The organism is Tropicibacter alexandrii (genome assembly GCF_003667315.2).
GTDB classification, from domain to species: Bacteria; Pseudomonadota; Alphaproteobacteria; order Rhodobacterales; family Rhodobacteraceae; genus Tropicibacter; species Tropicibacter alexandrii.
This window is the reverse complement of sequence record NZ_RCTZ02000001.1, coordinates 250677-269864: the sequence shown is the minus strand read 5'-3', so window position 1 is coordinate 269864 and position 19188 is coordinate 250677. Positions and strand designations below refer to the sequence as shown.

Here is a 19188-nt window from a genome sequence, read left to right as displayed (position 1 = left end):
GTGGCGAGCATGGACAGATCCGCCGCAAAAGAAAAGGCCCCACCGTCCGGAGGGGCCTTCAGATCGTTCAGGGACGCAAGGCTCAGCCCGCGCTCATCTGGTTGTGCTTGCGCGAAATATAGTCCTTTGCGGTTTCCACGGCGACGGCCGCGTCCCGGCAATAGGCGTCGGCGCCGATGGCCTTGCCGAATTCCTCGTTCAGGGGCGCGCCACCGACCAGAACGATGTAATCGTCGCGGATGCCTTTTTCGACCATCGCGTCGATCACCACCTTCATGTAGGGCATGGTGGTGGTCAGCAGGGCGGACATGCCGAGGATGTCGGCCTGCTCACGCTCGATCGCCTCGAGGTAGTTTTCGACCGGGTTGTTGATGCCCAGATCGACGACTTCGAACCCGGCGCCTTCCATCATCATCGAAACGAGGTTCTTGCCGATGTCGTGGATGTCGCCCTTGACCGTGCCGATCACCATCTTGCCCTGACGCGGTGCGCCGGTTTCGACCAGCAGCGGCTTGAGGATGGCCATGCCGCCCTTCATCGCGTTGGCGGCCAGCAGGACCTCGGGCACGAACAGGATGCCGTCGCGGAAGTCCTTGCCGACGATGGTCATGCCGCCGACCAGTGCCTCGGTCAGGATCTTGTAGGGGCTCCAGCCGCGCTCCAGCAGGATGTTCACGCCCTCTTCGATCTCTTCCTTGAGACCGTCGTAAAGGTCGTCGAACATCTGTTGGACAAGCTCCTCGTCGTCGAGTTCGGAGAGGATGATGTCGTCTTCTTGGTCGGACATGTCAGTATTCCTTGGATCGGGGGGCCGGGGAGGTCCCGTATTGTTGCGACTATCTGTCAGGTTTTTGCGCAGGCAATTGGCGGATTGCGACATGCGGTAAGGCGCTTCCGACCTGAGTGGCCAAGAATGCCTCCGGCTTGTCAATGTTCTTGCTGTGTTCTAGTTTGGGGGCATGGATGACGTGCCCATCATCATCGACAAATCGTTGCGTCCGGGGCGCGGCGCGGCGAGTTCCGCGACCGGCCGGTTCGAGCGTTTCAGCCACGTGCCGGTGGATGACGGCTGGGACCTGCCCGAAGAGACGGCTGCGTGGCGCACAGTCGTCACCGAGGAACGCCCGCGCAGTATCATCAACTACGTCAAGTCCCCGGATCTGCCCTTTGACCGGTCGCTCAACCCCTACCGGGGGTGCGAGCATGGCTGCATCTATTGTTTCGCCCGCCCGACCCATGCCTATCTGGGGCTGTCGCCGGGCTTGGATTTCGAGACCCGGCTGATTGCGCGCCCCGACGCGCCCGAGGTGCTGGCGCGCGAATTGTCGGCGAAACGCTACGCGGTGGCGCCGTTGGCCATCGGCACCAACACCGACCCCTATCAGCCGGTCGAGCGCGATCGCGGCATCATGCGCGCCTGTCTCGAGGTGCTGCGCGACTTTCGCCACCCGGTGGCCATCGTCACCAAAGGCACGTTGATCGAACGGGATATCGACATTCTGTCGGATATGGCCGGGCAGGGATTGGCGCGGGTGGGCCTGTCGGTCACCTCGCTGGACGCAGCCCTGTCGCGCAAGATGGAGCCGCGCTGTCCCGCGCCCCTGCGCCGTCTTGCGGTGATCCGCCGCTTGACCGACGCCGGGGTTCCGGTGCGCGTCATGGCCTCGCCGATGATCCCGGCGCTGACCGATCCGGAGCTGGAACATATCCTCGAAGCCGGGCGCGATGCGGGCGCCACCTCGGCCAGCTGGATCATGTTGCGGCTGCCGCTGGAGGTTGCCGAGCTGTGGCAGGACTGGCTGGCCGAGCATTACCCGGACCGCGCGGCGCGGATCATGGGCCACCTGCGCGCCATGCATGGCGGCGCGGTCTACTCGCCGAAATGGCATGTACGGATGCGTGGGGAAGGACCCTATGCCGACTTGATCGCGCAGCGGTTCAGGCGCGCGACGCGTGCGTTGGGCCTCGATGAAGCCCAGCCACCCTTGCGATGCGACCTTTTTCGCGTCCCCCCGAAGGCGGGCGACCAACTGTCGTTGTTCTGACCGCCCGCACGCGGCGGGCCTGATGCAGGCGGTCGTCATGGCTCAATCTGCCTTGCTGCGGCGGCGGCTGCCACGGCGGGCGCGGCCCTCGGTCGCGTCGTCGCCCGTGCCGTCGCTGTCGGACGAGAAGCCGCCCAGTGTCGCGGCGATTTCTTCAAGCGTGGGGCGCGGACCCGGCTCGCGGGTTTCCAGCGCCGCACGCATGGCGCGCAGGTGGTCGGGCATGGTGCCGCAGCAGCCGCCGATGATCTTGGCCCCACAAGCCCGTGCCATCACGGCATATTCGCCCATCAGCTCGGGCGTGCCGTCATAGTGGATGTGGCCATCGACATATTTCGGGATGCCCGCATTGCCCTTGGCGATGATCGGGCGTTCGGTGCCGGTGGCGGCAAAGCCCAGCACAGTGCGCAGCAGGTCAGAAGCGCCGACGCCGCAATTGGCGCCAAAACCGATGGGCGGATTGGGCAGGTCTTCGACCATCTTGACCATCGCCTCGGAGGTCAGACCCATCATGGTGCGCCCGGCGGTGTCGAAGCTCATGGTGCCGCACCATGGCGCGTTCAGATTGGCAAAGGCTTCGGCGGCGGCCTTGTATTCCTCGGGGGCGGAGATGGTTTCGACCCAGAGCACATCCGCGCCGCCATCCAGCAGGCCGCGCCCGGTTTCCTCGAACATGGCGACGGCGCTTTCGTGGGTGAGCGTGCCCGCCGCGCCCATGATCTCGCCGGTGGGGCCGACGGAGCCGGCAACGATGATCTCACGACCCGAGGCGTCGGCAACCTCGCGGCCAAGTTCCGCGGCGAGTTTCGAGAATTCATAGGCCTTGTCTGCGGCATCGTGCAGTTTCAAGCGCGAGGCATTGGCGCCGAAGCTGTTGGTCAGGAACAGATCGGACCCGGCCTCGACCGCGTTGCGATACAGGGTGCGGATTTTCTCGGGTTCGTCACGGTTCCAGAATTCCGGCGCGTCACCGGACTGGAGCCCCATGTTGAACAGGTTTGTGCCGGTGGCGCCGTCGGCGAGAATCCAGTCGCGCGAGGCGAGGGCGCGGGTCAGTGCGTCGGTCATGAAGGGAACCTTTGTTTGCATGCACTGGCTGTGTTTCACAGCCCGCAAGGCAAGGCAAATTCATAATACGCATGTTTTATATGAGGAGGATGGTGGGACGACGCTGTTCTCGCTTCGCTCGAAGGCGCCCCGCCCACCATCCCTTTGGGTCACTCCAGCTCGATCGTGCCGGGCGGTTTGGACGTGCAATCGTAGAAGACGCGGTTGACGCCCTTTACCTCGTTGATGATCCGGGTCGAGGTCTCGCCGAGGAAGTCATGCGTGAACGGATAATAATCCGCCGTCATGCCATCGACCGACGTCACCGCGCGCAGGGCGAGGGCGTAATCGTATGTACGCCCGTCCCCCATCACGCCCACGGTGCGCATTGGCAGGATCGCGGCGAAGGCCTGCCAGATCTCGTCATACAAACCGTGCTTGCGGATCTGGTCGATATAGATCGCGTCGGCCTTGCGCAGAATCTCCAGCTTGTCGCGGGTGATCTCGCCGGGGCAGCGGATCGCCAGACCCGGCCCGGGGAAGGGATGGCGGCCGATGAACGACGCGGGCAGGCCGAGTTCGTGACCCAGTGCACGCACCTCGTCCTTGAACAACTCGCGCAGCGGTTCGACCAGCTTGAGCCCCATCTTTTCCGGAAGGCCACCGACATTGTGGTGCGATTTGATCGTCACCGACGGGCCGCCGCTGAAGCTGACGCTTTCGATCACGTCGGGGTAGAGCGTGCCTTGCGCGAGGAATTCGGCGCCCTCGATCTGGTCGGCGTATTTCTGGAACACGTCGATGAACAGCTTGCCGATGGTCTTGCGTTTGACCTCGGGATCGCTGACGCCCTCAAGCGCGCCGAGGAACAGGTCGGCCTCGTCCGCATGGATCAGGTTGAGATTGTAGTTGTCGCGGAACATGGCGACGACCTGCTCCGCTTCGTTCAGGCGCAAGAGGCCATGATCGACGAAGACGCAGGTCAGCTGGTCGCCAATCGCCTCGTGCAGAAGGATGCCGGTGACGGAGCTGTCGACGCCGCCGGACAGCGCGCAGATGACCTTCTTGTCGCCGACCTGCTCGCGGATTTTCGCAATCATTTCCTCGCGATAGGCGTTCATCGTCCAGTCGCCGGTGAAACCCGCCAGCTTGATGAAATTCTCGTATAGAGTCTTGCCGTTGGGCGTGTGATGGACCTCGGGGTGGAACTGCACCGCGTAAAAGCGGCGGTCGAGGTCGGCGGTCATCGCGAAGGGCGCGCCGGGCGAGGTGCCGTAGACCTCGAACCCCGGGGCCAGTTCGGCGACGTGGTCACCGTGGCTCATCCAGACCTGCTCGCGCCCCGTGCCGTCCATGAACCAGCCGTTGAAGAAATCGGTGGTCCGCTCGGTCGGCGAAACGTAGGCGCGCCCGAATTCGGCGGTGGCGTGTTCGCCCGCTTCGACCCGGCCGCCGAGGTCATGCATCATCACCTGCTGGCCATAGCAGATGCCGAGAATCGGCACGCCCAGCTCATAGGCCGCCTTGGGCGGGCGGGGGCTGCCCTCGCGCATCACCGAATCCGGGCCGCCGGAAAAGATGATGGCCTTGGGGGCAAATTCCCTCAGACTGTCATCGGTGACGTTCTGGTAGGGATGGATTTCGCAATAGACATTCAGCTCGCGCAGGCGACGCGCGATCAGCTGCGTTACCTGGCTGCCAAAGTCGATGATCAGAAGGCGGTCATGCTGGGCTTGGGTCATGTCTCCCTGTAGGCAGGGGGTGGGAAAAAGGCAATATGAGGAAGGGCTGCGCGATGCGCATATTGACGGAATTCGGAATGGGGACCTCCCTACGGCGCGGCGATTATACCGAAGCGGCGGCACGGGCGGTGCGCAATGCGCTGTGGCGCAACTCGATCAACGCGGCGGAGGTGTTCGGGTTCGACAAGGCGGACATGCGCCTGACGGTCGAGATCGGGGTGGCACGGCCCGAGCGGGTGGATGTCGAAAAGGTTGCGCAGGTGTTTCCCTATGGCGAGGTCGATATCCGGGTCACCGAAGGGGGGCTGGACGTGCCACGCCCCGAGGGGACGGGAGAGGCGACGGTGATCGCGATCGTGGCGATTTCGGTCGGGTTCGACATGGAGCGCGCAGCATGAGGCGGTTGATCATCGAGATGGGCATGGGCGTGGACCTGCGCGGCGGCGATCTCACCAAGGCCGCCGAACGCGGCATCCGGTCCTGCCTTGGCCATGTCGCCTTGCCCGTGTTGGAGCAGATCGACGGGGCAGAGACTCGCGTCACCATCGGCGTCGCCGATCCGTCGAGCGTGGATGCAGACAGGTTGCGGGCGCTGTTTCCACTGGGCGATGTCAGCATCACCGTCCGTCAGGGCGGCCTAGTTTCGGCCGATCACGTCGTTGCCGCGGTCGCCATAGAGGTGTTCGTGCCCGAGCAGTCCGGATGGCAACTGACGACCGGCCCGTCAGTCGATCGGAGCCAGCAACTCGGGTGAGGTCACGAGTTGACGCACGCCGTGGCTGTGATCCTCTTCGAAGACGTTGCCCTCGACCGCCCACGCGTCAAGCGACGAGATGTCGAGCCGTGCACAGCGCGGGCGCACGGACCATGTGACCTGAAGCGGCGAACAGGTGGTCTGGTCGTAGCTGGGCCCGGTGGTCGATCCCAGAAAGGTCACCGGGGCGCCGGTGCCGGTGGGCAGTGTGCGGGGCTGGTGTAACCCGTTCCGCATCGTGCCGCGATAGGCAAAATCGATGAAGTTCAAGGCGTTCGGGTCGTTCACCACGAGAAAGACCTGGCTTTCCACGCGCAATTGCGGATTGGAGCACCCTTCGGACAGGCAGGCGCCCAGCCCCTTGCCGGGGGTGACGTTGCACGAGGAATAGACCCAGTGCACCTCGATCGTGTCGCCCGGTTCGACACCGTGAAACCCGCCATGAGCGCCATGCGGGCGGGTGCGCTCGGCCTCGGTCAGGGTATGCGAGCCGGTGCATTTGAAGCCGCCATGTTCGCCATTCCCGGCAAAGATCGAAAAGCCTGGCCCCATATGTTCGGCATTGGTGTGGGTATGGATGTTGCACAGGTTCATTTCGGTCGAGGGCGGCGCCGGGGTGAAGCGTACCGGGTTGCGCCCGTAGGTGTTCGAGATGTCCCTCGGCGTTTGTGGGCCGAATCCGGTGCAGATCGCGGACGCGGGACCGGCCAGCAGCGTCAGGAGCAGCGCAAGCCAAAGTTCAGGACGAAGCGATTTCATGAGGCGTCTCCGGTCAGGTCGAATGCCGGTCTGTCTCGCACAGTCAGTTGAACACCGGTTTAAGGCGGCAGACGGAATTGCCAAAATTTTCGACTAAACCGTCGAAACACGGCGTTGCAGAGGGTCGGGATGTCGTTTTCCCCCCGCAAGTGACGCTACGGGCAATCGAGCCCCGGTCGCGGCACGATAAATCAGGGTCCAATTCGGGGTCATCAAGGCCCCGTCCCAGTCGTGAGGACTCATCACATGGCAGAAGCGACAGCACGCAAACGGGCGCGGGGCGGCGGCGGGGCAGCCCGTCGGGCCGAACGGACCACCCTTCAGGTCGAGACCGCGAAATATATCGAGCGGAACATTCCGAACCTCGAGATCCTCAACGAAGAGGCGCTTGAAATCATCGAGGCCAACGCCGAAACCGTGCTGGCCGAGATCGGTGTGAACTTCGTCAACAACCCCGGCGCGCTGCAGCGCTGGCGGGATGCCGGGGCCGAGGTTGACGGCGAGCGCGTGCGCATCCCCCGCGGCCTCGCCCGTGAGTTGTGCAAGACCGCGCCCTCGCAATTCACCCAGCATGCCCGCAACTCGGCCAAGAGCGTCGAGATCGGCGGCAAGAACCTCGTCCTCGCGCCGGTCTACGGCCCGCCCTTCGTGCGCGATGCCGATGGCGGTCGTCGCTATGCCACGATCGAGGATTTCCGCACCTTCGTGAAGCTGGGCCACATGTCCAAGTGGCTGCACCATTCGGGCGGCACCGTGTGCGAACCCACGGATATCGCGGTGAACAAGCGTCACCTCGACATGCTGATGGCGCATATGACCCTGACCGACAAACCCTTCATGGGCTCGGTGACCGAGGCCAGCCGCGCGCAGGATACCGTCGACATGTGCGGCATCCTGTTCGGCGAGGAGTTCGTCAAGGACAACGCCGTCACCACCTCGCTGATCAACATCAACTCGCCGTTGACCTTCGACGACGTGATGATGGGCGCGCTCGAAGTCTATGCCGCCAACCATCAGGCCTGCATCATCTCGCCGTTCATCGTGGGCGGGGCGATGGCGCCGGTATCCGTCGCGGGCACGCTGACGCAGGTTCTGGCCGAAGTCATGGCGGGCGTGGCGTACAGCCAGCTGATCCGCAAGGGGGCGCCGGTGATCTTCGGGGCGTTTGTGACCTCGATCGACATGAACTCGGGTGCGCCGACCTTTGGCACGCCCGAAGCGGCGCATATCACCTATGGTGCCGGCCAGCTGGCGCGCCGCATGGGCCTGCCGTTCCGCTCGTCCGGGTCGTTCAACGGCTCGAAACTGCCCGATGCGCAGGCCGCCTATGAAACCGCGAACAGCCTCAATATGGGCCTCCTGTCCGGCGTGAACTTCATGCTGCACGCGTGTGGCTGGCTCGAAGGGGGCCTCGTGTCCAGCTTTGAGAAGTTCGTCATGGATGCCGACCAGTTGGGCACGCTGCATCACCTCGCCAAGGGCGTCGCGATCGACGAGAACGCACAGGCGATGGACGCGATTCGCGAGGTCGGGCCCGGCGGGCACTACCTTGGCTGCGCCCACACCCAGGCCAATTTCAAGACCGCCTTCTGGCGCTCGGAATTGCTGGATTACAAACCTTACGAGACCTGGGCCGATGAGGGCGCGCGTGACACGGTTGCCTTGGCGCGTGCCCGCATGCAGGTGTTGCTGGACAACTACCAGCAACCGCACATGGACCCGGCCATCCATGAGGCTCTGACCAGCTACGTGGCCAAGAAGAAGGAATCGATGCCGGACAGCTTCACCTGATCTGTTCCGCGCTGCGGCTCACAGGGCGCGTCTCCGCCGGGGACGCGCCCGTTTTCATGTCTGGTCATAGCGTTGCAGCCGCAATTGCCGCGCCTCGCCCATCATGGCGACCAGCAGTTCGACATGACGCCGGACGGTATAGGTCGCGTCTTCGCGGCGGCGGGCTTCATCGAATTCGGCCTCCAGCTCCATCAGCTTGATCAGCGCAGGGCCGGGTCGCAGCATCGCCCCGCCTCCAAGGATGCGCGGCAGGTGCATGTCGCGGTCGTAATCCTCGACCCCGGCGCGGGCGGCCCGGATCAGCAGGCGCGGGCGGCGAAGGTCGTTCAACAGTCCTAGCAAGTCCTTCATGGTGACATCCCCAATGGTCAACCTTTGCGATAGCCAGAACGATACACAGGTTCCACAGGTGTTGCGCAAACCCGCGAAAAGGCGTGCGCAGGGGTCAGAAGTTTTTGTCAATTCATTGAAAACCTTGTTTTTGCCTCTTTTCGTTAACCGCAGAGTAACTAACACAACGGATGGTTGCGATTGACGGTTTTGGGGATAACTCTGTGGAAAAGGCCCCGCAAAACAGGACGCCGGAATGACTGATGCAAGGACCAGACACGCGCAAGGAGGGTTGCCCAGATGGGTGCCCGATGCCGCGCGCATCTACCTTGCGCATGTGGAAGAGGGTCATTCCATTCGCGAACTGGCGCGGCAGGCCGGATGTCATGCCTCGACCGTCCTACGTCAGGTGCGTCGCATTGAAACAAGACGGGATGACCCGCTGATCGACGCCGCTTTACTAAGCCTGGGGGCTACGAGGGTCCAGTTGGGGGCCATTCATTCAAGGAAGGATGAAGATCCTATGAACGCTGCCGTGAATACACCGACGCCGCCCGACGGGGCGACGCTGGCGCGCGAGGCGCGCCGCGTTCTGCGTCGACTTTGCGAAAGCGGGGCGGTTCTGGCCGTCGCCGCAGAAATGGACAAGGCCGTTGTCGTGCGCGACACCGGAGATGGTGGAAGCACCCGCACCGCCGTCGTGGATTCACCCATCGCGCAAGCCATGGCGCTGAAGGAGTGGATCGCTTGCGACGAGCCGGGCCGCATCTCGCGCTATCGAATCACCGCTGCCGGTCGGCAAGAGCTGCAACGTCTTGTTGCACAACAGGAAAACAAAGTGCGCGGATTTGCAGAGGCGCAGGCCGGGTTCGATACGGGCCGCGCCGCAGAGGCCGCTCTGGAAGAGGTCGAGGCCGATCCACGCGCCCGCAAGGCGCGCTACCTGCTGGCGGAAAGCCCGCTTGTGGCGCTGGGTCGGCGCAAGGACAAGGATGGCCAGCCCTTCCTGACCGATGCGCTGATCGCCGCTGGCGAACGCCTGCGCGAAGATTTCGAGCTAAGCCAGATGGGCCCGCGCACCACGCAGAACTGGGACCAGTTCCTGACCGCCGGGATCGACGTTCAGGGCAATGGCGGCGGCACGCCGACCGACGCGCAGGGCCGCGTTCAGGCTGCGCTGCGTGACCTTGGTCCCGGCCTCGGCGATGTGGCGCTGCGCTGCTGCTGCTTCCTCGAAGGGTTGGAGACCACCGAGAAACGTCTTGGCTGGTCGGCCCGGTCCGGCAAGATCGTGCTGCGCATCGCGCTGCAACGGCTCAAGCGCCATTACGAAGAACGCGCCCGTCAGGGCGGAGACCTCATGGGCTGACCCAGTCGGTCCCAAACCTGTCACCCATGAGCAGGGCGGCCCCGATGCGGGTCGCCCTTTTCGTTTTGCCGAGTCGTGATAAGTTCTGGCTATGAAAGTCACTCTGCGCCAGTTGTCCTATTTCAAGGCCCTTGCCGAACAGCAGAATTTTCGGCGCGCGGCCGAGGTCAGTCACGTCAGCCAACCGGCGCTGTCCGTCCAGATTCAGGAACTCGAACGGGCCTTGGGCGGCACCTTGGTCGAGCGTCAGGCGCGCAGCGTCACGCTGACCCCGCTGGGGCGCCGCACGCTGGAGGTGGCGACCCGCGTGCTTGCCGAGATCGCCCAGCTTGAGCAAGCCGTACAGACCGGCCCCGGTGTGACGTTGCGGCTGGGGGTGATTCCAACGATCGCGCCGTATTTTCTGCCCGAGGCGCTGGCCGCGATCCGGGCGACCGACATTTCGCTGGGCGTGGATGTCACCGAGGGCAAGACCGACCGTATTCTCGACATGCTCGGCGATGGTGCGCTGGATGCCTGCATCCTCGCGCTGCCAACCGAGCGCGCCGGGTTGACCGAGGTACCTCTGTTCGAGGACCGCTTTCTGCTGGCAGGATCGGCGGCGCGACTGGCCGAACTTGGGCCGGTGCCGCGTCCCGAAGGACTGGCCGAAAGCCAGTTGCTGCTGCTCGAGGATGGGCATTGCCTGACGGAGCAGGCGCTGGCGGTATGTGGCCGGGGCAGGGGGCATGGACGGATCAACACGGGCGCATCGTCCCTGCCGACCCTGTCCCGCCTCGTCGAGGCGGGATTCGGGTATACGCTGATGCCGGAACTCGCGGCGGGCACGGAATGCGCCGCGGCGCCGGGTCTGGTCCTGCGCCGCTTCGACGCGCCCGAGCCCTCTCGCCGGATCGGCATGGTGCACCGGGCGGCCACCAGTGGCGCTTGGCTCGATGGAATCATCGCGACCCTGCGCGGCGTGGGGCAGCGATTTGTCAGCCGGGCCGACGAAACCTGGTGAGCATTAACTCTCTGTAAACAGTTTGTTTCCATAATCGAAACAAAGGTTAAGGCGAATCAACCGTCGAGCAGAATTGAGAGGGGGGAAGGCGGCAGTCTTCCACCCCGATCTTCTATCAACATAGGCAAAATACGCCGTAGCGACAGGGGGCTTTGCGGCGTTTGCCGCTGCAACAGCTTGCCCACTGGTACTTTCCCGCGCGTTTCCGTATGACTGCATGCATATCCCGACCGTGAGGGGAACCCACATGCGTGATCTCAAACTTCCGCAAGAGCGCCATCCCGAAAAGGCGCACCGTCCCGACAATGCCCAGCCGAAGAAGCCCGACTGGATCCGGGTCAAGGCGCCGTCGGGCAAGGGCTACAACGACACCCGTCGGATCATGCGAGAGAACAAGCTGGTCACGGTGTGCGAAGAGGCGGGCTGCCCCAATGCCGGCGAATGCTGGAACCAAGGCCACGCCACCATGATGATCATGGGCGAGATTTGTACCCGCGGCTGCACCTTCTGCAACGTCGCCACCGGCAAGCCGCAGACGCTGGATGCCTTCGAGCCGGGCCGCGTGGCTGACGCCGTGCAGAAGCTGGGGTTGAACCACGTGGTGGTGACCAGCGTGGACCGCGACGATCTGGACGATGGTGGGGCCGAGCATTTCGCCCAGACCATCCGCGCCATCCGCCACCGCGCGCCCGGAACCACGATCGAAATCCTGACGCCGGATTTCCTGAAATGCGACGCGCAGGCGCTGGAAGTGGTCGTCGCGGCCAAGCCGGACGTCTTCAACCACAATCTCGAAACCGTGCCGGGCCTCTATCCCACGGTGCGCCCCGGCGCGCGCTATTTCCACTCGCTTCGGTTGCTGCAACGGGTCAAGGAACTGGACCCGCATATCTTTACCAAGTCCGGCATCATGGTCGGCCTCGGCGAGGATCGCCAGTCCGTCACGCAGGTGATGGATGACATGCGCGCGGCGGATGTGGATTTCCTGACCATCGGGCAATATCTGCAACCGACGCCGAAACACCACGCGGTCGACCGCTTCGTCCATCCCGATGAATTCGCCGCTTACGAGAAAGCCGCCTATGGCAAGGGCTTCCTCATGGTGTCGGCAACGCCCCTGACCCGGTCCAGCTATCACGCGGGCGACGACTTTGCCCGCCTGCGGGACGCCCGCGAGGCAAAGCTGGCCAACGTCTGACCTCGGCCAGCCCCGTTCGTCAGTTGTAGTCCAATTCGCAGACCGACATCCGGCCCTGCACGGTGGTCCACCATTGGCCCGTCCATTTGGCGCGCTCCGCACCGGCGATGGCGGGGCATTTCCGTTGCGCGTCTTGCTGGTTCCAGATCGGTCCGACCTCGACGGCCTTCTTCGGGATCTTGACGATCTGGCAGACCGACATCTTGCCCTGAACGGTGGTCCACCACTGGCCGGTCCATTTGCCTTTCCAATGGGCGGCGATGGCGGGGCATTTGACCTGCGCATCCTGTTGGTTCCAGATCGGCCCGGCCTCGATGGAGCGGGCCTGAGCGGGGACCGCCGCGGCTGAAAACGCAAGGGCGGTGCAAAGGGAAAGAAGTACGCGCATGGAAGAAATCCTTTGGGTTGAGGGGCAATGAATTCGCGGCTGTACGGGTATGACGCGCCTCGACGGCGCTTCCTTGGCCGGACATGTGATAAATCGCAAAAAAGGCCGGATCACCGTGCGATCCGGCCTTTTTCTGGTCGTTGCCCGCTCATTGTCCGAGCGCGGGCAGGGCCTTGATATACTGCGCCACGGCGAGCCTGTCCTCGGCGCTGAGCTTGCTGAAGTTGTCGACCACCTCGGCCATATGCCCACCCACCGAGTCGTATTCGGGCGTGAATCCGCTTTCGAGGTAATAGGCAATGTCCTCGGCCGACCATGTCAGCTTGTCCGGGGTCAGGCGCGGGATCGTGCCTTGACCCGAGGGGTTCGGCGCGCCGCCCATCCACATGGCCTTGTCGAGCCCGCCCAAGGGGTTCCTCGGCGTGTGGCATTCGGCGCAATGGGCCAGGGTTTCCACGAGGTAACGACCGCGCGCGCCGCCTGCCTCGTCGGAGGCCTCCATCACGTAGTCATCGCTGAAGAACAACAGCTTCCATCCGCCAAGGCTGCGACGGATGTTGAAGGGAAAGCCCACGTCATGCGGTTTCGATGCCACGTCCGAGGCGGGCAATGTCTGCATGTAGGCATGCAGATCGGCCACGTCCTGTGGTTCCATCTTGGCGTAGGAGGTATAAGGAAAGGCCGGGTAATAGTGCTGCCCGTCCGGAGAGACGCCCTGCGTCAACGCCCCGGCAAGATCCGCAACGGTCCACCCACCGATGCCTGCGTCCGAAGGCGAGATGTTGGGCGCGTAGAATGTACCGAAATCGGAAGCAAAGGGTTGGCCACCCGCCAGAACCAGCTTGTCCTCTGACTGGGGCGCATGGTGACAAGAGGCGCATCCGGCAGCGGTGAACACGGTTTCACCCGCCTCGGCATTTCCGGTCACACCGTCATAGCGCGCCGCGTCGACAGAGCCGGGCGCGGTCACCACCCATCCAACCCCGGCGGCGATGACCGCCACCGGGATCAGGTATTTCAGAATGCCCATCGCTTACTCGGGGGCGCGATAGGTGTCATGGCAGGCCTTGCACGCGCCGCCGATCTTGCCAAGCGCCGGGCCGATCGCTTCCTTGCCGGTTGCCGCCGCAGTCTGCATTTCGGCCGCCGCAGTTCCGAGGTCGCCCCACTTGGATGCGAAATCGTCCATGTTCTCCCAGATGGCGGGCATGGCGCGGGTGCCGTCGATCGACATGGAATCGGTGCCCTCGGTGAACAGCGTCGCCTGATGCACCATGCTGACCCCGACGATGGAATCGGCGGCGGCGGTTGCGGTGGCCTCGTCATATTCGATGGCGCCCTTGGCAATGCCACCAAGCACACCGAGGTTCAGAGCCAAGATCTGGAACTGGCCCTGGCGTGCCTTGACCTCCTTGGGCATATCCTGCGCGAAAGCTGCGCTGCCCAGAACGGCCAATGCGGCCAGTGCGGCAAAAGACTTTTTCATCGGTATCTCCCTGTTTCGCAATGCGTCCAGCATATCCGTGCTGTGTGTTGTGGCAATGACAATTACCACGCGACAGCTTAGGGCGATTGTGCGGAAATGCAGGGCAAGGAATACCAGACCCTTGGGGGATTTGGCCCAATTGGCCCCACAGGCCCGCCTTGGATCAAGATATGTTGAACGCCACGCGACAGGGGATGCGCAAATTCTGCGCGCAGTCAGTCGGTAAAGCGGACCTTGCCGATGAATCCGAGGTTGCGGTTGCGTTGCGCGTAGTCGATGCCATAGCCCACCACGAATTCGTCGGGAATCTCGAAGCCGGTCCAGTCCGCCTTGAAGTCCACCTCGCGGCGCGCCGGTTTGTCGAGCAAAGCGATGCTTTTCATCCGGGCGGGTTTGCGCGAGGTCAGTAGGCTGACCACGTGGCTCAGCGTGTGGCCGGTATCGACGATATCCTCGACCACCAGCACATCGCGCCCCTCGATACCGGACCGGAGGTCTTTGAGGATGCGCACCTCGCGCGAGCTTTCCATGCCGTCGCCATAGGACGAGGCCTCGAGGAAATCGACCTCGACCGGCAGGTCCAACTCGCGCACCAGATCGGCGATAAAGATGAACGAGCCGCGCAGCAGACCGACCACCACCAGTTTCTGGGTGTCTTCGAACTCGTCATGGATTTCGCGGCACAACGCCTCGATCCGCGCGGCGATCGCCTTGGCCGAGATCATCTCGTCTACGACATAAGGACGCTGTGTCATGGTGAATTCCCGTCAAACCCTTGATTTCCGCGCGCCTGTATACGACATCGTGGGCTTATCGACAGCCCTGAATGACGTAAAATGCCGACCCACGCCGAAACCAAGACCCTGCCTTACACCGCGCAGCAGATGTACGATCTGGTGGCCGACGTGGCGGATTATCCGAAATTCCTGCCGTGGACGGCGGCGGCCCGCATCCGCTCGCGCGAGGATTGCGGCGATCACGAGGTGATGCTCGCCGACTTGGTGATCTCGTTCAAAGTGTTCCGCGAAAAGTTCGGCAGCCGCGTGACGCTGTGGCCGGAGCGGTCGCAGATCGATACCGAATATCTCGACGGGCCGTTTCATCACCTGAAATCCAACTGGGCGTTCAAGGATGTCGAGGCTGGCTGCGAGGTCTCGTTCTACGTCGATTTCGAGTTCAAGAACAGGCTGTTGCAAGGTGCGGCGGGGATGTTCTTCTACGAGGCGATGCAACGGATCGTCCGGGCGTTCGAGCGCCGCGCGGCGGAATTGTACGGCTGAAGCAGGCGTTAACCACGCGATCAGGTTAATCGGGCCTTGCCGCATTGCCGACAATTTTCACGATCATGCAGATGGGAAACCCGTTCAGGAGTCCGTCCATGCAGATCACTGGAGTATCCCCGCCTATACGCGCCCTCAGGCCACGCCGAAAGAGCAGGCCCCAACCGCCGAGCAAGAGATCAAGCGCCTCGTCACCCGCGTCAAGGTGGCCGAGGTCGGGGCCCGCGTGGCCCCCGAGACGCGCGCCGAGGCGGCCGCTCAAGAAATCCGGCGCATCGCGACGATGGTCACCGCTGCCATGGCCGGTGCGCCTGTCGATCCGGGCCGAAGCGCTGCGGACCGCGCCAGTCTCGGCTATTCCGCGTCCGCACAGACAACCTCGGAACCGCAGACCGCGCGGCTGATGATGAGCGCATGACAAACGGGCCCCGAAGGGCCCGTTTTCGTGCATCATCTGCCGCTTAGGAGGCGTGATCGTACGCCCGCTCCCCATGAGCGGTGATATCCAGACCCTGATATTCGGTCTCTTCGTCGACGCGCATCGGAGTGATGGCCTTGACGATGAAGATCAGCACCACCGTCACGACCACGGTAAACACGCCGACGATGACCAGCGATCCAAGCTGCGCGGCCCATGTTCCGGCCCCAAAGACCGCGATCATGATCGTGCCGAAAATGCCGCCCACGCCATGCACCGCGAAGACGTCCAGCGTGTCGTCGATCTTCAGCGTGTTGCGGATCAGGTTGACCGCTTCTTGGCACAGGATACCAGCGACTGCGCCGATCACCAGCGCCTCGATCGGCCCGACGAAACCCGATGCCGGGGTGATCGAGGCCAACCCCGCGATGGTCCCGGTGACGATACCCACCAGCGAGGCGCGGCCGAACTTGATCTTTTCCCACAGCGCCCAGCTCAGCGATGCGGTCGCCGCCGAGATATGCGTCACGGTCAGCGCCATCGCCGCGCCACCGTCCGCTGCCAGTTGCGAGCCACCGTTGAAGCCGAACCAGCCGACCCAAAGCATCGCCGCGCCGATCATGACGTAGCCCGGATTGTGCGGCGGATGTTTCGCATCCTTGCGGGGCCCGAGGAAAACCGCGATCAGCAAGGCGGCAAGCCCGGCGGTCTCATGCACCACGATGCCACCGGCAAAGTCCCGCACCCCGGTCTCGCCAAAGATCCCGCCATCCGCAAGGAAACCGCCGCCCCAGATCCAATGGGTCACCGGCGCGTAGCACAGCAGCATCCACAGACCCGAGAACAGCAGAACGAAGCCAAAGCCCACGCGCTCCACATAGGCGCCGACGATCAGCGCGGGGGTGATGATCGCAAAGGTCATCTGGAAGGCAAAGAACAAGACCTCGGGCAGGGTGCCCGACACGCTGTCCGCATCGACGCCGTTGAGGAACATCTTGCCGAGTCCGCCCCAATAGGCGCCGCCGTCACCGAAGGCGATGGAATAGCCGAAAGCCAGCCACAAAACGCTCATGAGGCAGGCAATGGCGTAACAATGCATGAAGACGCTCAGCACATTGCGCGCCCGCACGAGGCCGCCGTAGAACAGCGCAAGCCCCGGCAACGTCATGAACAGGACCAGCGCCGTGGCGACGATGATCCACGCGGTATCCGCTCCGACCATTGGTGTTTTCCTTCCTTTGTCCCTTGGTTGGCGGGCTCAATGCAGGATTCGGATGCGGAAAAAACCATCTTTTGGCCGTGGGGGCGGTCAATAATGGGGCAGTTTGCGAAATGCCCTAAAAATGGGCTGAAAATTCAGCCAATGGCGACAATTTGAGCGTTAAAGGGATTTCCGGGCTGTCATTCGGAAATTGGTGACGAAGTTTACCGGCCTGACGGCGACAAGGCGTCTAGGATCAGCTGCAAGGCATGGTCGGTCGCGGCGTCGCGAACCTTGTCGCGACCAAGGGCGCCATGTTCCACTGTTTCCGTGCGCACAACCTGCGCGGTGGCAATGGCGTAACAGACGCGGCCTTCGGGCTTGAATTCGGACCCGCCCGGCCCGGCAATGCCAGAGATCGCCACGGCCACATCGGCGCCTGCCGCCTGCAGGGCCCCGAGCGCCATTTCGCCAGCGACCTCCTCTGATACGGCGCCGTGCGCATCGAGCGTCGCTTGACGGACCCCGAGCATGTCGATCTTGGCATCGTTGGAATAGGTGACGAAGCCGCGCTGGAAGATCGCGGACGACCCCGGAAGATCCGTCAGCGCCGCGCAGACCTTGCCTCCCGTACAGCTTTCCGCTGCGGTGACGGTTGCCCCTTGGGACAGGGCGGTTTCAAGAATGTCGCTGGCGCGTGTCATCACATCAACACCCCGTGCGCGAAACCTGCAAGGGCAATGCTGACCACCGCCGCGAACACGCCAGCCCAGACATCGTCCAGCATGACGCCTAGCGCATCGCCGCGCCTGTCGGCCTTACCCACGAGCCACGGTTTCCAGATGTCGAAGAGGCGAAACAGGATAAAGCCGCTGATCCATCCCGGATACAAGGCAAGGTAATCGACGCCCATCATGGCGGCGCCGTAGCCCACCGGGAACAGCGCGATCCACTGTCCGACCACCTCGTCGATCACCACCCAGCTGGGATCGTGATCGCCTTCGTGTGTGACTTGAGAAGTCGTGTACAAGCCAATGAAAAACAAAACGAAAGTAAGGGGGAGGAGAAGCCAGAACCCACCGGCCGTCAGGACCAGCCAAGCCAGTGGCAGGGCGGCGAGCGACCCCCACGTGCCCGGCGCCGGGCGCAGGAAGCCGATGTAGAACAGCGACGCGATGGCTCTCATGACCGCACCAGCGTCGCGGTGGCAATGGCCGCGATCCCTTCTTCGCGCCCGGTGAAGCCGAGCCGTTCCGATGTCGTCGCCTTGATCGAGACGCGATCCTTGTCGATGCCAAGAAAGAACGCCATTTTTTCCATCATATCAGAGGCATGTGGGCCGATCTTCGGGCGTTCGCAGATCAAGGTGCAATCGATGTTCGAGATCGTGAACCCCTTTTCGGCGGCGAGGTCGCGGGCATGCCGCAGGAAAATCTCGCTAGCGGCGCCCTTCCATTGCGGCTCGGAGGGCGGGAAATGGCGCCCGATATCGCCTTCGGCCATCGCGCCGTAAATGGCGTCCGTCACCGCGTGCATCCCGACATCGGCGTCAGAATGCCCCTTCAACGCCTTGTCATGCGGGATCTTGACCCCGCAGAGGATGACGTGATCGCCATCCTCGAACGCATGCACGTCAAACCCGTTGCCCAGTCGAATGTCCATCTGCGCCTCCAGCAGGTTGGCCGCCCGGGTGAAATCCTCCGGGTGGGTGATCTTGAGATTGGCCTCCGAGCCTTCGATGATCGCGACATCGATGCCTGTGGCGCGCGCCACGGCCACATCGTCCGCCGCCCCGCCGGGATGCGCACGATGCGCGGCAAGGATCGCGTCGAATTTGAAGCCTTGGGGCGTCTGAGCGCGATATAGGCCGCTGCGCTCGCGGGTCCCGCCCACTCGTCCGTTTTCGCCGACCCACAGCGCATCGGTCACCGGCAGAGCGGGGGCCGCGCCGTCATGTTCGATCAACGCATCGAGCACGCGCGACACAACCTCGGGCGGAGTGGCGCAGCGCGCGACGTCATGGATCAGCACACGATCCGGCGCGTCGGGTCCGGCCAGAGATTCCAGCCCGGCGCGCACCGATGCGTCGCGTTCGGCGCCGCCTTCGACGATCCGAACGGTTAACCCTTGGGCGGCGGCATGGGCCAGATGCATATCCTCGCGCCGGACCACAAGCACCAGTTGCCCGAACGGCGCCATGCGCTCCAGCGTCCAGCGTGCCACCGGTTTGCCCGCAAGGCTTTGCCATTGCTTGGGTATTTCGCCGCCAGCCCGCAATCCGCGCCCGGCAGCCACGATCACGATCGCGTCGCGCATGTAATGTCCTCGCTACTGACCCGTGTCATAGGCAGAGGCGGGCCGCTTTTCAATCCGGTGG

22 protein-coding genes are annotated in these 19188 nt (G+C 63.5%); 9 read left to right on the top strand and 13 right to left on the bottom strand.

What is annotated here, in order from left to right:
• Positions 1 to 82: 82 nt before the first annotated feature.
• Positions 83 to 787 (bottom strand): corrinoid protein, encoded by a 705-nt coding sequence (locus tag D8Z78_RS01370; protein ID WP_121631527.1) that lies wholly within the window; start codon positions 785 to 787, stop codon positions 83 to 85.
• A 172-nt stretch (positions 788 to 959) separates the two neighbouring features.
• On the opposite strand from D8Z78_RS01370, the gene D8Z78_RS01365 reads away from it, so the two are divergent.
• On the top strand, positions 960 to 2045 hold the full coding sequence (locus D8Z78_RS01365; protein ID WP_206169617.1) for a PA0069 family radical SAM protein: 1086 nt from the start codon (positions 960 to 962) through the stop codon (positions 2043 to 2045).
• Positions 2046 to 2087: 42 nt separating this feature from the next.
• Here D8Z78_RS01365 and bmt read toward each other — a convergent pair whose 3' ends face one another.
• Positions 2088 to 3113: a betaine--homocysteine S-methyltransferase gene (gene bmt, locus D8Z78_RS01360; protein WP_121631528.1), complete on the bottom strand. Its 1026-nt coding sequence runs from the start codon at positions 3111 to 3113 to the stop codon at positions 2088 to 2090.
• Positions 3114 to 3262: 149 nt separating this feature from the next.
• Positions 3263 to 4834: a glutamine-hydrolyzing GMP synthase gene (guaA, locus tag D8Z78_RS01355; protein ID WP_121631529.1), complete on the bottom strand. Its 1572-nt coding sequence runs from the start codon at positions 4832 to 4834 to the stop codon at positions 3263 to 3265.
• Positions 4835 to 4887: 53 nt separating this feature from the next.
• Here guaA and D8Z78_RS01350 point away from each other — a divergent pair, with 53 nt between their 5' ends.
• Together D8Z78_RS01350 and D8Z78_RS01345 are read left to right on the top strand one after the other, a co-directional pair.
• Positions 4888 to 5232 carry a Lin0512 family protein gene (locus tag D8Z78_RS01350; RefSeq protein ID WP_121631530.1) on the top strand — a complete coding sequence of 115 codons (345 nt, stop codon included), beginning with the start codon at positions 4888 to 4890 and terminating at the stop codon, positions 5230 to 5232.
• Complete coding sequence (locus D8Z78_RS01345) at positions 5229 to 5588, top strand: Lin0512 family protein (protein WP_121631531.1); 360 nt, start codon at positions 5229 to 5231, stop codon at positions 5586 to 5588. The genes D8Z78_RS01350 and D8Z78_RS01345 overlap by 4 nt, the downstream gene beginning before the upstream one ends.
• Here D8Z78_RS01345 and D8Z78_RS01340 read toward each other — a convergent pair.
• Positions 5559 to 6347, bottom strand: a complete 789-nt coding sequence (locus tag D8Z78_RS01340) for a delta-class carbonic anhydrase (RefSeq protein WP_121631532.1) — start codon at positions 6345 to 6347, stop codon at positions 5559 to 5561. The two genes, D8Z78_RS01345 and D8Z78_RS01340, sit on opposite strands and share 30 nt — an antisense overlap.
• 246 nt (positions 6348 to 6593) lie before the next feature.
• On the opposite strand from D8Z78_RS01340, the gene D8Z78_RS01335 reads away from it, so the two are divergent.
• On the top strand, positions 6594 to 8138 hold the full coding sequence (locus D8Z78_RS01335; protein WP_121631533.1) for a trimethylamine methyltransferase family protein: 1545 nt from the start codon (positions 6594 to 6596) through the stop codon (positions 8136 to 8138).
• A 54-nt stretch (positions 8139 to 8192) separates the two neighbouring features.
• Here the strand turns inward: D8Z78_RS01335 and D8Z78_RS01330 are convergent, their stop codons facing one another.
• On the bottom strand, positions 8193 to 8489 hold the full coding sequence (locus D8Z78_RS01330) for a DUF6477 family protein (protein ID WP_121631534.1): 297 nt from the start codon (positions 8487 to 8489) through the stop codon (positions 8193 to 8195).
• Positions 8490 to 8724: 235 nt separating this feature from the next.
• On the opposite strand from D8Z78_RS01330, the gene D8Z78_RS01325 reads away from it, so the two are divergent.
• From D8Z78_RS01325 to lipA, 3 genes are all read left to right on the top strand, one after another.
• Positions 8725 to 9837: a DUF6456 domain-containing protein gene (locus D8Z78_RS01325; RefSeq protein ID WP_121631535.1), complete on the top strand. Its 1113-nt coding sequence runs from the start codon at positions 8725 to 8727 to the stop codon at positions 9835 to 9837.
• 91 nt (positions 9838 to 9928) lie between these two features.
• A complete protein-coding gene (locus D8Z78_RS01320; protein ID WP_121631536.1) occupies positions 9929 to 10840 on the top strand; it encodes a hydrogen peroxide-inducible genes activator in 912 nt (303 codons plus the stop codon).
• A gap of 247 nt (positions 10841 to 11087) precedes the next feature.
• Positions 11088 to 12038 carry a lipoyl synthase gene (gene lipA, locus D8Z78_RS01315; protein ID WP_121631537.1) on the top strand — a complete coding sequence of 317 codons (951 nt, stop codon included), beginning with the start codon at positions 11088 to 11090 and terminating at the stop codon, positions 12036 to 12038.
• 19 nt (positions 12039 to 12057) lie between these two features.
• Here lipA and D8Z78_RS01310 read toward each other — a convergent pair whose 3' ends face one another.
• The 4 genes from D8Z78_RS01310 to hpt all read right to left on the bottom strand — a co-directional run bounded on the left by D8Z78_RS01310 (position 12058) and on the right by hpt (position 14667).
• Positions 12058 to 12426, bottom strand: coding sequence for a mannan-binding lectin (locus D8Z78_RS01310; RefSeq protein WP_121631558.1), 369 nt, complete (start codon positions 12424 to 12426; stop codon positions 12058 to 12060).
• 148 nt (positions 12427 to 12574) lie between these two features.
• Positions 12575 to 13456 carry a cytochrome c gene (locus D8Z78_RS01305; protein ID WP_121631538.1) on the bottom strand — a complete coding sequence of 294 codons (882 nt, stop codon included), beginning with the start codon at positions 13454 to 13456 and terminating at the stop codon, positions 12575 to 12577.
• A 3-nt stretch (positions 13457 to 13459) separates the two neighbouring features.
• Positions 13460 to 13912, bottom strand: coding sequence for a c-type cytochrome (locus D8Z78_RS01300; protein WP_121631539.1), 453 nt, complete (start codon positions 13910 to 13912; stop codon positions 13460 to 13462).
• 215 nt (positions 13913 to 14127) lie between these two features.
• Positions 14128 to 14667 carry a hypoxanthine phosphoribosyltransferase gene (gene hpt / locus D8Z78_RS01295; RefSeq protein WP_121631540.1) on the bottom strand — a complete coding sequence of 180 codons (540 nt, stop codon included), beginning with the start codon at positions 14665 to 14667 and terminating at the stop codon, positions 14128 to 14130.
• Between the two features lie 81 nt (positions 14668 to 14748).
• Here hpt and D8Z78_RS01290 point away from each other — a divergent pair, with 81 nt between their 5' ends.
• A complete protein-coding gene (locus D8Z78_RS01290) occupies positions 14749 to 15192 on the top strand; it encodes a type II toxin-antitoxin system RatA family toxin (RefSeq protein ID WP_121631541.1) in 444 nt (147 codons plus the stop codon).
• A 205-nt stretch (positions 15193 to 15397) separates the two neighbouring features.
• Positions 15398 to 15610 (top strand): hypothetical protein, encoded by a 213-nt coding sequence (locus D8Z78_RS01285; RefSeq protein ID WP_121631542.1) that lies wholly within the window; start codon positions 15398 to 15400, stop codon positions 15608 to 15610.
• Between the two features lie 43 nt (positions 15611 to 15653).
• Here D8Z78_RS01285 and D8Z78_RS01280 read toward each other — a convergent pair whose 3' ends face one another.
• The 4 genes from D8Z78_RS01280 to D8Z78_RS01265 form a co-directional block, all read right to left on the bottom strand.
• Entirely contained in the window at positions 15654 to 16832 is a 1179-nt protein-coding gene (locus D8Z78_RS01280) for an ammonium transporter (protein ID WP_121631543.1), read from the bottom strand.
• A gap of 203 nt (positions 16833 to 17035) precedes the next feature.
• A complete protein-coding gene (locus D8Z78_RS01275; RefSeq protein ID WP_121631544.1) occupies positions 17036 to 17515 on the bottom strand; it encodes a CinA family protein in 480 nt (159 codons plus the stop codon).
• Positions 17515 to 17997: a phosphatidylglycerophosphatase A family protein gene (locus D8Z78_RS01270; RefSeq protein ID WP_121631545.1), complete on the bottom strand. Its 483-nt coding sequence runs from the start codon at positions 17995 to 17997 to the stop codon at positions 17515 to 17517. Before D8Z78_RS01270 ends, D8Z78_RS01275 begins: the two co-directional genes overlap by 1 nt.
• Positions 17994 to 19127, bottom strand: coding sequence for a bifunctional 2-C-methyl-D-erythritol 4-phosphate cytidylyltransferase/2-C-methyl-D-erythritol 2,4-cyclodiphosphate synthase (locus D8Z78_RS01265; RefSeq protein ID WP_121631546.1), 1134 nt, complete (start codon positions 19125 to 19127; stop codon positions 17994 to 17996). Before D8Z78_RS01265 ends, D8Z78_RS01270 begins: the two co-directional genes overlap by 4 nt.
• Between the last annotated feature and the right edge of the window lie 61 nt (positions 19128 to 19188).